General features: G+C 43.6%; 12 protein-coding genes. 1 reads left to right on the plus strand and 11 read right to left on the minus strand.

Features of this window, described 5'->3' with window-relative positions; all coding sequences use genetic code 11:
* The first annotated feature begins 239 nt into the window (after positions 1-239).
* Complete coding sequence (gene paaZ, locus Xets_RS15930; protein WP_187652098.1) at positions 240-2,306, plus strand: phenylacetic acid degradation bifunctional protein PaaZ; 2,067 nt, start codon at positions 240-242, stop codon at positions 2,304-2,306.
* Positions 2,307-2,633: 327 nt separating this feature from the next.
* On the opposite strand, the gene soxR is transcribed toward paaZ, so the two are convergent.
* The 11 genes from soxR to glpD form a co-directional block, all read right to left on the minus strand.
* Positions 2,634-3,095 (minus strand): redox-sensitive transcriptional activator SoxR, encoded by a 462-nt coding sequence (soxR, locus tag Xets_RS15935; protein ID WP_099131809.1) that lies wholly within the window; start codon positions 3,093-3,095, stop codon positions 2,634-2,636.
* Between the two features lie 148 nt (positions 3,096-3,243).
* Complete coding sequence (locus Xets_RS15940) at positions 3,244-4,212, minus strand: methyltransferase (protein ID WP_187652099.1); 969 nt, start codon at positions 4,210-4,212, stop codon at positions 3,244-3,246.
* A 324-nt stretch (positions 4,213-4,536) separates the two neighbouring features.
* On the minus strand, positions 4,537-5,622 hold the full coding sequence (locus Xets_RS15945; RefSeq protein WP_099131807.1) for an aminotransferase class V-fold PLP-dependent enzyme: 1,086 nt from the start codon (positions 5,620-5,622) through the stop codon (positions 4,537-4,539).
* A gap of 4 nt (positions 5,623-5,626) precedes the next feature.
* The gene (locus tag Xets_RS15950) at positions 5,627-6,976 is read right to left on the minus strand and encodes a YhfT family protein (RefSeq protein ID WP_187652100.1); all 1,350 of its coding nucleotides are present in this window, start codon (positions 6,974-6,976) and stop codon (positions 5,627-5,629) included.
* A 10-nt stretch (positions 6,977-6,986) separates the two neighbouring features.
* Positions 6,987-7,349: a DUF2620 domain-containing protein gene (locus Xets_RS15955; RefSeq protein ID WP_099131805.1), complete on the minus strand. Its 363-nt coding sequence runs from the start codon at positions 7,347-7,349 to the stop codon at positions 6,987-6,989.
* Between the two features lie 102 nt (positions 7,350-7,451).
* The gene (locus Xets_RS15960) at positions 7,452-8,360 is read right to left on the minus strand and encodes a phosphotriesterase-related protein (RefSeq protein ID WP_099131804.1); all 909 of its coding nucleotides are present in this window, start codon (positions 8,358-8,360) and stop codon (positions 7,452-7,454) included.
* 89 nt (positions 8,361-8,449) lie between these two features.
* On the minus strand, positions 8,450-9,640 hold the full coding sequence (locus Xets_RS15965) for a YhfX family PLP-dependent enzyme (RefSeq protein WP_120211322.1): 1,191 nt from the start codon (positions 9,638-9,640) through the stop codon (positions 8,450-8,452).
* 101 nt (positions 9,641-9,741) lie between these two features.
* Positions 9,742-10,104, minus strand: a complete 363-nt coding sequence (locus tag Xets_RS15970; RefSeq protein WP_099131802.1) for a PRD domain-containing protein — start codon at positions 10,102-10,104, stop codon at positions 9,742-9,744.
* A gap of 44 nt (positions 10,105-10,148) precedes the next feature.
* Positions 10,149-11,057, minus strand: a complete 909-nt coding sequence (gene yhfZ, locus Xets_RS15975; protein ID WP_187652101.1) for a GntR family transcriptional regulator YhfZ — start codon at positions 11,055-11,057, stop codon at positions 10,149-10,151.
* Positions 11,058-11,689: 632 nt separating this feature from the next.
* A complete protein-coding gene (locus tag Xets_RS15980; RefSeq protein WP_255430676.1) occupies positions 11,690-12,079 on the minus strand; it encodes a hypothetical protein in 390 nt (129 codons plus the stop codon).
* 239 nt (positions 12,080-12,318) lie between these two features.
* Positions 12,319-13,812, minus strand: coding sequence for a glycerol-3-phosphate dehydrogenase (gene glpD, locus Xets_RS15985; protein WP_187652102.1), 1,494 nt, complete (start codon positions 13,810-13,812; stop codon positions 12,319-12,321).
* Between the last annotated feature and the right edge of the window lie 51 nt (positions 13,813-13,863).

Genomic DNA, 13,863 nt, shown 5'->3' on the forward strand with positions numbered 1-13,863 from the left:
AATAGCAAACACAAAAATTGTGTATTTGTCGTTCACATCACAATATGAATTTTAATTACTTATAAAACAATTGATTAATTATTTTTATTTAGCGGCGGGATAAATATTAACAAGTGATCAGGTACAAATGTTTGTATTTTGTTAATTATATGGGTGGTTTTGTCAATCATATATGTGATACATAAATGGCATTCCATTACTTAATGATTGTTTCATTGGTTAAATCGGTGGAGAAAAAAATGCAACAGTTAACGAGTTACATTTGTGGTGCTTGGGTTTATGGGCAAGGTGATCCCAGAACCATTCATCATGCAATAAGCGGCGAAGCTTTGTATCAGGTATCTTCAGAAGGTTTGCCATTGGCAGAAAGTTTAGTCTACGCCCGTGAAAAAGGGGGAAAGGCGCTGGCTGCGATGACGTTCCAGCAACGTGCGCAGATGATGAAGGCAGTTGCAAAACACTTGCTCGCCAACAAAGAAGCACTGTATGCCATTTCCACAGAAACAGGCGCAACCCGTGCGGATAGTTGGGTGGATATTGAGGGGGGCATAGCAACCCTGTTCTCGTATGCCGGATTAGCAGGGCGCGAACTGCCGGATGATACCCTGTGGCCGGAAGATGAGATGATCCCGCTATCTAAACAATCCCAGTTTGTGGCACGCCATGTGCTGACTTCCCGTCCCGGTGTTGCACTGCATATCAATGCGTTTAACTTTCCTTGTTGGGGGATGCTGGAAAAATTGGCACCAACATGGATGGCAGGCATGCCAGCGATTATCAAGCCTGCCACGGCATCCGCTCAACTGACACAGGCGATGGTGAGAATGATCATCGACAGTGGTCTGGTGCCGGAAGGGGTATTGCAATTGATCTGTGGTGGCATTGGTGATCTGTTTGATCATCTCGATTATCAGGATGCCGTGACGTTTACCGGCTCGGCACAAACGGGGCGGAAGTTGCGTGTCCATCCTCGACTGATAGAAAAATCCATTCCTTTTACGATGGAAGCAGATTCGCTTAACTGCTGCATTTTAGGCGAGGATGTGACACCTGACATGCCGGAGTTTGGCGTTTTCATCAAGGAAGTTGCTCGTGAAATGACGGTGAAGGCCGGTCAGAAGTGTACGGCTATCCGGCGCGTTATTGTACCTGCCAGCCAAATGGAAGCAGTCAAACAAGCGCTGCTCAAGCGGCTATCTGGTGTGGCAGTTGGTGATCCTACTGTGCCAGAAGTGCGCATGGGGGCGTTGATTAACCTGGAACAGCGTGATGAGGTGCAGGCGAGAGTCAACGAATTGCGCAATAGCGGCTGTGAGATTTTATACGGTGGTTCACTGGATAAATTGGTGCTGACAGGTGATAGCAACAGTAATGGTGCATTCTACCCGCTGACGTTGCTCTACTGCGCTGATCCAATGACCAATCAGGTGGTACACAGCACGGAAGCTTTTGGGCCGGTTGCCACATTAATGGCGTATCAGGATACTGAGCAGGCGATTGCATTGGCGATGATGGGACAGGGTAGTTTGGCGGGGTCATTGGTGACGGCAGATGAACAGATTGCAGTCCAGGTGATCAGAGCGACAGCGTGTGCTCATGGCCGTATGTTAGTGCTGGATGCCGCGGCTTCTGCGGAGTCCACGGGACACGGCTCCCCGCTGCCCATGTTGGTACATGGTGGGCCAGGGCGTGCTGGTGGTGGAGAAGAGTTGGGGGGCTTGCGTGCCGTGAAACACTATATGCAGCGCACAGCGATTCAAAGCAGCCCAAGTATGCTGGCAGCAATTGGCCGTGAGTGGGTGCGTGGCGCGAAAGTGAAAGAAGAGCCGATTCATCCATTCCGTAAGTACTTTGAACAAATTGAAATTGGTGAAAGTTTACTGACTGCTCGCCGGACGGTGACGGAAGCGGATATCGTGAATTTCGCCTGCCTGAGTGGCGATCATTTTTACGCTCATATGGATAAAATCGGCGCGGCTGAATCCTTGTTTGGCGAGCGCGTGGCACATGGTTATTTTGTTGTATCGGCTGCTGCGGGTTTGTTCGTTGATGGTGCGGTAGGGCCGGTGCTGGCTAACTATGGTATGGAAAACCTGCGTTTCATTGAGCCGGTCAAGATTGGCGATACTATTCAAGTTCGTTTGACCTGCAAGAAGAAGATTAAGAAAGTCCAGAAGGCGCCAGAAGATAAACCACATGGTGTGGTGATGTGGGATGTGCAGGTGTTGAATCAGGAACAACAGCCGGTGGCACTTTATAGCATCCTGACGTTGGTAGAACGGCAGCAAGGGGATTTTGCGGCTTAGGATAAGCGTTGTTAAGTCAAGGGAACAGAAGAGCCTGAGGGTATTTGTCAAAGGCAAGGGCAGCGGTAATCCTCAGGCTGTTTATTAAAGTTTAAATTCAGGCTGGATTTTATCGGTAGCATATGTGAGTTGTAACGTTCGGAATAATTTTTCCAATGTTGCTATTAAATACATGCTAAATATAAAAATGGTATATCTGTCTACTTATTTCTTTCTGACCAATATGAAGACCAGCGGGCAGCATCCAATCTCGTTTTAGATTGCGATAAGCAGAGCCAGCCGCCAAAATGGGGGGAGACTTCCTCAAGATGCGAGTGAACAGCGTGTTTAATCCTCTTCTAAAATTCTTGGGCCGGCCCCATCTTGTCCAAGAACATCATTCGGATTACGTAAAGGACATTCTGTTAATGAAAGGCATCCACATCCAATACAACGACCTAAATTATCTCGCAATCGGATGAGTTTTTTGATGCGCTGATCCAGAATATCCTGCAATTGTAAAGAAAACGTTAACCACTGTTCGGCTGTCAATTTACTATCAGGTGGAAACTGATCTAGTGCTTTTTTTATCTCTTTCAGAGAGATACCCGTGTTTTGTGCAACTTTGATGATCGCAATATAGCGTAATACAATCGAAGGAAAACGGCGTTGGTTACCTTGATTGCGTGAACTTTTGATTAACCCTTTCGATTCATAAAAGTGGAGGGCAGATATAGCAACTCCGCTACGTTTTGATACCTCTCCGATAGTTAATGCCCGATTAAAATCAATGGATTTATCTTTCTCCATATCTATAAACCTTAATTTAACTTTAGGTTTTATACTGCACTGCTTTTTTTATAATTTGAAAAAAGACAGTGCCTTTTCTCTGAAAATTATATGAGCCTTAGCAGGGGCCATAATCTCAGCGCCCCTCAGCGGTCACTTTAGTATAAATTCACTTTTTCATTTCGATAATATAGTAACAGCCATTTTCTGTGGAAAAATTCAAGCTGTAGATATTTGTAATAGATAATCCAGCCTGTTTTGCCATAAATTCAAATTCTGATTGATACCGTTTCCGGCCTAACAGAAGAGTATCTATATATAAATCAAATGACACTGCCTCATTTGGTTCTTTAATCATATCGATAACATATAAAACGGAATCTTCCCGCATTGCTTTCTGGCAATTTCTGAGAATATCAATGGCTTTATTATCTGGCCAATCATCCAAAACATTTTTTATGCTATAAGCATCATATCCTGATGGAATAGCAGAGAAGAAATTACCATTAATGAAAGTCATCCCTTCTGATTCTTGCTTGGTAAAATCATATTGATCCATAACGTGACATTGGATATGTGGATAATGCATTTTTATATTTTTTGCAAAAGAACCCACCCCGCCCCCGATATCAATAAATGAAGAAATGCCATTGAGAGGGATATGTTCAATAATATGTTTATTCATCTTATCAGTCATTTTTGCCAATAAATTATCAAAAATCGTTTTGATGGTTTTATTCTGTTCATGATTGAGATAATCAAAAAATGGCTCATGATGGGTAAGTTCAAAAGCAGATTTTTTATTCGTTTTGCTTAAGGAGGCACTGTATTGTGACCACGCTTTCCAGAAGGCAGGATCTAATTCGAACTTTATATATAATGTTTCAAAGCTATTTGGATCACTGAGTGATGCCCATTGTTCAGTGAGGTAAAATTTATCATCTTTTTTGGTTAACACATTTAGTTTTTGCATGTAATTCAATAGATTATGGAATCTATCTTGATAAACATTGCATAGCTGAGCAATTTGTTCCACGGTTTTGCCATCTTGGGTACTTAAGTATAATGGTGCTTTACTGTCTACAAAAGCATATAGTGCATTCGATTTACGATAGGCAGTAACCATTTCCAATGACATTATTATTCTCCTTATTCAAATTTTTAAATAATTTGAAATACATTGGGTGTTTTTATTTTAAATTTTATGATTGTTTTTCATTTAAAAATGGAAAGGATGCAAATGATTCACCAAAGTAACAAAAGCATCCTGATTATTTTTTTCCCTGGTTAATGGGCACACTATAAAACCTCAAGATAACTTGAGGTCAAGTAATATTTATCTAACTACATCTAATATTTTTTGAATGGAATTCTCTGGATAAAAATGGTGTGTCTGTATACTTGTTGTTTATCCATTAGCATTGTTTTTAACTATGCTATTTACCATTTGGGCTGTGCCCTTTTATTTCAATTGGCAGCTTTCCCGTAAAATGCGTATTACGGTATTTGCGCCGCTACGGTTAGGATTGATGCGGATCATGCGTTGTTCCAGTGTGGGATCTGTCTGACGGAAGGTGTCGGAAATGCGGTAAAATAGTGGTGGGATTTCAAATTTGGATTCTGCACCTACCGGATAAGGTAGTGCACCGAGTATATGGGCTGTGGCGAGTACTCTTTCTGCAATGGGATCATGAAATTCTACGAGTAACACTTTTGATTGTGCGTTGGCGAGAAGGGCTTGTTTTACTTGTGGCAACTCTCCCTGATTCAAACGAGTCACCAGTTCGTTATTCACTTCGGCCTGTACGGCGTGCATAACGGGTGCGAATACCATGCCACGAAGGGCTTCCATTGCCTGATAACCTTGTATCTGGCAGCCACCGGAGTACATGCTGTGGCGTAGATTATCAATGATTGCCTGCTTTCCTACAATTAACCCAACGCCTTGTGGTCCCAATAATTTGAAGCAAGAGAACGTGGAAAGGGTTGCGCCATATTGACAACCGATATGTGCCACTTTCATCGCCGCGTAGTTATCATCGACTAATGAAGGAATGTCATATTGATTCAGGGTGCTGATAACCTCTTGCAGGGAATAACTGTCAAACATTTTCTGGCGTGTATGTTGAATAAGGCTGGCTGCGGGTTGGTATTGCTGAATGGCGGCTACAATTTGCCCTGTGTGGTTGAAATCTGCCTGAACGACACGAAGTCCCATTTGTTCAATTGATGCCTTGGTTGTGGGATAAATCGGTGCATTATGTACAAGTAATGTTGAATTGGGGCTGACCAAAGCGGCCAGCCCCGCACGTAATGCGCCCGTTCCTGCTCCATTGACAAAAGCGGCGGTTTCAGCACCAAAAAACGCTGCAATCACCGCTTCAATGCGTCGGGTCATCCGTGGTTGGTGAAGATCTGGGACCAAGCCCAGATCACCTTGCGAAAGAAAATCAGCACCAGGAAAGTGACGACAGATAATATCAACCAACTTGAATTGTTGCTGTTGCGCTTGTGCCATCGTCATGCTTTGCAATGGATAGGTTTTCATTTTCTTATTTTATTCCCAGCAGAAAGAGCAAGTTTGCCAGAATGCCCACAATGATTGTTGCTATTGGGCCGATAGCCATTTCCACTAAAGGACGTTTGGATGTACGGTTAAGCAGATAGATACCTGCTACGATCATAAAGCCCATGCCCGGCAGAATAGCGTTGGAGGCAATCATCGCACCAACCAGCAAGGCCACTTCGAGCATTTTGGTGATCGCGGTACGAATATGTCCGCTGCATGCTTTCACCCCAGGGTATTTATCCAACCAGATAGCGATTTTTGCCAGTAGCTGGATTTCAATGAACATGGTGATGCCGCCTGCGACAAAGGCAATCCACGGATTGTTGGTTGCCAGTCCTGCCACAAACACAAATTTCATGCCATTTGGGCTATAAACGCCTGTGGCTATAGCCGTCGTGCCCACTAATGGGATAAAGCTGATGGCACGTGCCAGTGCTACCAGCAATGCATTGGTCTGTTCACCTTGCGCCATGAGTTGCAGGGAAACAGGCCCTTCCGCCAGCAGGCTAAAAGACATGGTGGCGGCACTGGCGGTGAGGCCGCCGCACAGGATTAGCAGCCATTTATTTTTCTGGATACGTTCTATACGGGTGGAAAATAGGCCGACTAAGACTTCGTTGGCGCCTTTTTGCTCCGCTGACTGCGTTGGGCGTTCACGCATTGCAAAGTAGAACATGGCAATCATCGACAGCAATAGTGCAGCTCCGTTAGGGTCAATGCTGACGGGTTTTTCGATCATCCCTCTAAAGCTCAATGGGCCAATGGCCTTGGTTGCCAGATAGCCGACCAGTGCGGTGAACATGACCAAAAGCCCTTTGCGATAGCCATATTGATAGCCGACGACCATCGCAGGAAACAAGGCAAAACAGGCCACAATCGGATCGCCCACTTTCTTGAGGTCATTGGTGAAATTGACAGGCAACATGGCAAACAGTTCCACCACCGAACGCAGCCCAGCCAGCAACGCGATAGCATATAAGGCACCAATGATGCCAGAGGCGATAAAGCCTCTCCGGCTGTTGGCACACCAAATCCCGATCATGTCTGTACCGAGTAACAGGCTGTGAACCAAGACAATTGGGGCGGTGAGTGAAAAGGGAATGCCAAAACCGACAACCAAACCAATGCTCAGTGCGAAACTGGTTGCGGCAAGCGCTTTGCGGCTCATGCGACCTTCAAGGTATTCCGGCAAAAGTGGGCGCAAGCCATCGTGGAAAACAGCGATACCACGGTTTGCCATCATAGCGGCAATGGCGCCAATGGCTGCCAATAACCCTGCCTTAAAAGGATCGACTTCCATCAATCTCAGCAGGAAATTATGGAAATGTTGCATGATTGCCTCCTTACAGTGAGATGATGGTACTGATGATCACAGGCAGGACGATATCAATATCCTGGCCTGTAAAACCAAATGCCTTCTTGCCTGCTTTCACATGGGCGATGATCTCGTCATTAGACAAGATTTTTCCCGGCATTCCGATGGTGGCACATTGATTTAGTCCAATAAGAGCAATTGCCATTGCCAGCGCACCTCCACCACCCGTATTGCATGCGCCAAAATAGTAATCCGCTTCGCCATTTTTAATTGCCATCGCCGCGTCAATATCATTCATGATGGTAATAGCAGTGGCTTTATTGCCTGCCAATTGACGAATACCTTCGGCTATTGCCTGTTTCTCTATTTGTCCACCAATGACAAATCTCATGCTGTTATCTCTCTCTTTGTATCTTCATATCGGATTGCTTTTTGAAAAAGCGATGTTTTTAGAATTAGCTTATTTTAACTTTCTGTTTTATATGTTTATTTTTTATTTAATCTTGCCTTGGAAAAATTGTGCAGGATTATCACGCAGCATTTGGTCTATCTGTTTTTGGCAAAAACCAGCTTCCAGTAACATGGGAACGAATACGGTTAGCAAGTAATCGAAGCCATTTCCTCCATTGTTTTTCAAATGAGATCGACGCGTGATATCTTGGGAAAGCATGACCCGATCAAGTAGCCGACGCTTGGCAACTTCTTGCAACATGGTAATGCGTCGACTGTCGGGATAGTAATTATTCTTGCCGATTGTATCGAATTGTACCCATGCTCCGGCCTCTAGCAGCGGAATAATGGTGTCCAGATTATCTCTCAGATCACAATGACCGATAGCCACATATTCAGGGGAAACGCCAAACTCCTTTAGCAGCGCCAACTGCTCACGTCCCATTGTGCTTAATGTGGTGTGGGTGGAAATGGGACAGCCTGTAGCCTGGTGTGCCAATGCCGCAGCGGTGAACACCTTTTGCTCATCTTTCGTGATTTGATCGAGACTAGAACCAATTTCTGCAATTACCCCTGCTTTTAATGCGGTGCCATCAATGCCAATTTCAATTTCAGCGATCATGTCATCGGCGATAGCCTGTACACTTAACTCTCTGAAATGAGCAGGGAAGAATGGTTGTTTATAGTAGCCCGTCGAGGCAATGATATTGATACGGGTATCACGCATCAGATCCAGCAGAAAAGCTGCGTTGCGACCCATGTAACGATTGGTCATCTCCACGATGTTTCTTACCCCAAGGATGTAGAGGTGACGAAGTTCTCCTACGATCAGATCGTATTGATCCAATCGACAATCCAGGTTTCCTTTCACATCAGAGAGATCGATATGCAAGTGCTCATGTACATAGGTATAGCCTGAAACATCAATCAAGTTATTTGCCTTTATTGCCAAACGGCCGGATCATGCGGTAATTCCGTTATAGCGGAAATAATATTATTTAATGATGGAATGATCTTATTTGTAATACCCTTATTGGGGGATTAGTTAGAATAACCACTATTTTTCCAATTTCCTTGACTGTCATAAATACCTTCAAGTTTTGGAGAGCCAGATTGAATACCTGAAATAAGGGCAACATCGCTGCGCGTTGTGAAAATCTGAGGGCGAAAACACATGATCACTGGGCTACCAATAGGGTGAATGCCTGCCAATGGAAGATGGTAGTCAATGCAAGGTTCACCCAGACGCAGTATGCGTACTTTTTTAGCCGGGATGATACCAGAAGGGATGGTGCGTTCAGGAAGAACCAATGCATGTTTCATATGCCCGCGTTTATAATATCCGCCACCATAGCAGTAACTATGACCATCATAGTGATGGGAAACTTCTGTGAGATAGACCATCGCAATATGTTCCGGCTCTCGGCCGCAGACATTGGCGGGGATGGTTCCGGTCAAAGCATGTCCTGGTTCCAGGTGGGTGGCACCATATTTGGCCAGTAATGGTATGGTGTTACAGCTTGAGGCCGCCGGAGCATTGATTTGTGAAAGTTTGATGCCGAGTTGTTCCAGTCGGTTCCGCGCCCGAATGAGGGTGAGCAAATTGGTGGTGGGTAAGGTTATTTGATACCGTGAATCCCATGACAGGCAAGGAAAATGCGTCAGCCCACTCAATTTTATGCCTGGCATGCGCTTTAAGGCATCGACGACGGTGTCTAGGTCATTAAAGGTGATACCTGCTTCTTGGCCGGAAAAGGTGATATCTCGTTTATCAAATATTTTCAGCATGATGGGCTGAATTCGCCCCAATTTTTCCGCAATATCCGAAATGGTTTGGGCTTTTTCAAGGGAAAACACGGTAATGATACCTGGACTGTGTTTGAGCATGGTCTCTATTAAATGGGTTGGTGTCTGCACCAAATGACCGATGTGGCACAGTGGAATACCATGCTGGCTTAGGCTATAGGCTTCCCTGAAATCAACAGCCACGACACCACGATAACCGAGTTCAAGCAATTTTTGGGTCAGCCATGGGTTACGTCCAATTTGTTTGGTCATCAAATAGAGCTCAATGTCATATTGCTCTGCAGCTTGCAGCAAGCGTCGGCCATTGTCTAAAACCTGATCGACATCAATGATGTAGGTATCTGGCAAGATTGCACCTTGTTGCCAAAGGTCTTTTGCAACTTCAATCAATTTGGGGTTCTGTTTTTTTAATGCCTCAATAAACATAGGGATCCCTTCATGGCTGCAAAGCAGCAAAGCTGTGTGAAATCAAAATTTTTTGCAGGTAAATCTTCATTTTTTTGAATATTTTTTATGAGAATCAAAAACTAACCTCTTTCGAGTGAAAATATTAAACCATATAAATTTACCAACAGATAGCCTTCCTCATTGGGATGTAAGGCTACGGTAAATTTTTTGATTAGAGAGTGATGCATTGTGAGTAATTGATCGTAGTATTCAGATTGCTCGAGTTTTGCCAATATTTCTTTATCCAATGGGGCTACTCTTTCACCACGGCGTGAGCGCATGAAAGCACTTGCCATATGGGTAAGCGCCATTTCGCCTTGTGGATGACGGATAGGGATGAGCCAGATATCTTCCAGAACATGCACAACTTCCAGCATGTTATCGTAGATATCTTGATCGATAACGCCACCTTGTAGCAGGATAGTTAGCCGTTGTTCTATCATTGCTTTTTGTTATACGTAGGTGTTAATCAACAGTCTATTTTGGTTCAATAAACGGGTTCGATGGTGCCTGCTACTACGTTTTGTTGATGGGTCAGCAATAGATCCCGATCAATCATAGTATGCAGGAGTTGCTGGATAGGGATATTATCCTTGCGGGTAAGGATAACGGCTTCAGAAGCCTTGATAAAACACTCACTGTTGTCAGGGAGTTGGGTCATCAGGCCTTGTGCTATGAGTTCATGGCCCTGTCCAACGTTCCAGATGGCCGCATCAATATGGCCTTTTATGATTTGATTTAGGCATTCATGATAGGAGACCTCGACCAATTCAATCTCTTTGTCAGCAAAGTATTGTTTTGTCATTATTTTTTGGTCTGCTGAGGTGCTATCTAACCCAACGCGACGAATTGATTCCATTTCGCCATTGCGAAAGATTAACCTATGCCTGTCCGTATAACTTTGTGTCCCTAGTGAAAGCGCAATATATAGATCTTTATTTTCTGGGTGCTGCTCTGCGGCAAGTCTTGATGTTACCGCTAAGTTGTAAACACCATTCAGTAAACATTCAATGCGGATATCTGAGCCACGCATGTGTGCAAAGTAAAAGGGAACACTTGCACACAATGCTTTTAAACCACTTGCCAGCCCTTCATAAGCACGGGTATACGGGAGCGGCATCGCACAAACCACATTGCCAATATCGGCATACTGCAACAGTAATTTGTGGTTTATCTGTACAAGAAAGCTACCACTGCGACCACGACGCTTAATTCCAACCACCTGTGCCTGTTCAAGAGATTTTAATGCTGCTTGCATCAAACCCACGGACAATCCACATTCTTTAGCCAATGATTCTATGGTTTTCAGGCGGTTACCGCATTGTTCAGAGAGGAGGTAACGAGCCAGAAATGACTGTGCGATCCCCTCTTTCTTAATGAATGTTTGACTCATCATTACAAGTTCTTATCCATTCTCATTTATATTCATAAAATTGAACATAAATCGCAATAAGCGAATTAAAGAAAAGAGATTAATATCACAATTACAAAAAAAATGAAAATTTAAAAAATAATAAAGTTTAATATTATCAGTATTTTGAATATATATTTTAATTTTGCATTGAAGATATAAAAATTGCCATCATGGGAGAATATAGGGCAGGTGAGGGTATTATCTATGCCCGCTCACTGTATTTTTCTGTATAGATGGTGATTTTTGCTATACTATTTATCACGCTACAGAATAATTAGGCTATATTCTGCACGTTATCCTTGCGTGAATCAATAAAATATATTATGGAATGTATCTTATTTAAGATCATTAAAATTTAGCTGATTCTGTTGTTATAACCAATAATAAATTAGGTTTATATTTTAAGTTGTTTATTTATATATACCTAATAAATTTCTAATTGCTGGAGCAATCAGATTGTTTTTAGAAAGATGAAAAATATATAAATTAAAAGTTGCTGGAGTTACAGAGTCTGCGGTCTAGACTTTTGATTTACGAATTGGATAGCTTCTTAGTCATTATATGCATAATACTTTGCTGTTTTGCGCTGGAAAAAATAATATCTTTTTGTCGCTTTAGCCCCTTTCTGATAAGTGATCGCCATATTTTTGTCTGGTTAGTTTTGGCATCAGGTAGAGCTTATGTAAATAAATGCCAGTAAAATCTTTATCAGGAACAGGTTGGTTTAAAATTATTTTACTGAATCCAACAATGTTGGCATAGCTTGTATTTTGGGGAGTAATTATATTTGAGCCAATAGCATGCTGGGATTCAGCAATAAACCATTTATGGTCGGGAGATTGTAATGAAGTCAATATTTTCTCTATGGAACATTCTCCCGCAATATATTCTTCCAGTTCATCTTGGTCATGCCATAAATAAGAAAAGTGAAAACGATAGCTTGTTTCCAGTAGCCAGGATAGTCGTGTAGCGTCTTTTATCGTTGCATCCCGAATCGTTAACATGGATATCTCCCAATTTGATTTCTAACATACTATCACGGCGACAAAAATATGTGCATTAAATAACCAGTTGAATTAAATAAAAAATAAGGAAATTGCGATGGAAAATAGGGATGGTTGATTTCGAAAGTTTATGGTCGTTTGCGGATGTTGATGAGCGAGAAAAAACTTATATGATAGAAATAAATCAAAATGAAAAATGGCGATAATTTCTATCGCCATTTTCAAAATCAATCTTGCAATTAAGCGGCTTTGGCGTTTTGTGCCAGCCAGTCAGCTACACGCTGTTTTTGTTCATCAGTGAGCCACATACCCAGTTTGGTTCGGCGCCAGATAGCATCATCTAGCTCGATTACCCATTCGTGTTTAACCAAATAACGCAGTTCAGCTTCATACAAATTATGACCGAAACATTCACCGAGATCGGCCAGCGCTTCTGCGCCTTGCAGGATGAATTGGCTGTTGCTGCCGTAAGTACGAGCATAACGCAGTGCTATGCCTTCTGGCAGCCAGTTATAACGCTGACGCAACAGACGTGCATAACCATCGCGATCACAGCCTTCCAGCTCACTACCCGGTAACTTGCCATTTTTGGTCCATGCCTTGCCCGCGTTAGGGTAGTATTGCACCAGTTTATCCATAGCGTGTTCAGCCAGTTTACGATAAGTTGTTAGCTTACCGCCAAATACGGAGAGTAATGGCATCTGGCCTTGCTCATCCTGAACATCCAGTGTGTAATCACGGGTGATCGCTTGTGGTGAATCGGATTCATCATCACACAGAGGACGAACGCCAGAGTAAGTCCAGACAACATCATCGCGACCAAGTTGTTTCTTAAAGTGGTCGTTATAGACTTTTAGTAAATAGCCGATCTCTTTATCGTCAATTTTGACTTCTTTAGGATCGCCTTTGTATTCAACATCCGTCGTGCCGATAATCGAAAATTCATCATTCCATGGAATAACGAACACGATGCGATGGTCTTCATTTTGCAGAATATAAGCCTGCGGTTCATCGTGAACGCGAGGCACAACGATATGACTGCCTTTGATCAGACGGATGCCATAAGGCGATTTCAGTTGCAGACCGTTATCAAAGAAATTTTTCACCCACGGGCCGGTTGCGTTAACCAAACCTTTCGCGCGCCACGTATTGGTTTCGCCAGTTTTGAGGTTTGTGGCTTCAACCATCCAATAGCCATTTTCTCGCCATGCACGGGTTACCTGGGTGCGGGTACGTACTTCACCGCCGTGTTTCTGCACTTCCTGTGCGTTCAGAACCACCAGACGCGCATCGTCAACCCAACAGTCGGAATATTCAAAGCCACGGGTGATAGATGGTTTCAGTACCGAGTTTGTGCCAAATTTCAGCCCCTTACTGCCTGGTAAGCTAACGCGTTTGCCTAAGTTATCATACAAGAACAGGCCAATGCGGATCATCCACGCTGGGCGTAAGTGTGGTTGATGTGGCAGGCGAAAACGCATCGGGAATGCAATATGGGGAGCCAGTTTTAAAAGCACTTCACGTTCTGCCAGTGCTTCACTGACCAAACGAAACTCATAATGTTCCAGATAGCGTAAACCACCGTGGATCAGCTTGGAGCTGGCAGACGAAGTTGCACTGGCCAAATCTTGACCTTCCAACAGTAGGACAGAAAGTCCCCGGCCAGCAGCATCTGCCGCAATACCAGCGCCGTTAATTCCGCCGCCGATTACAATCAAGTCTTTGGTTTCCATCGCATCCCCTTTGAAATGTTCGAAACAGTTCTTTAATGTTCGTTTTCGCTC

This window comes from Xenorhabdus sp. TS4 (assembly GCF_014467265.1).
Classification (GTDB): Bacteria; Pseudomonadota; Gammaproteobacteria; order Enterobacterales; family Enterobacteriaceae; genus Xenorhabdus; species Xenorhabdus ehlersii.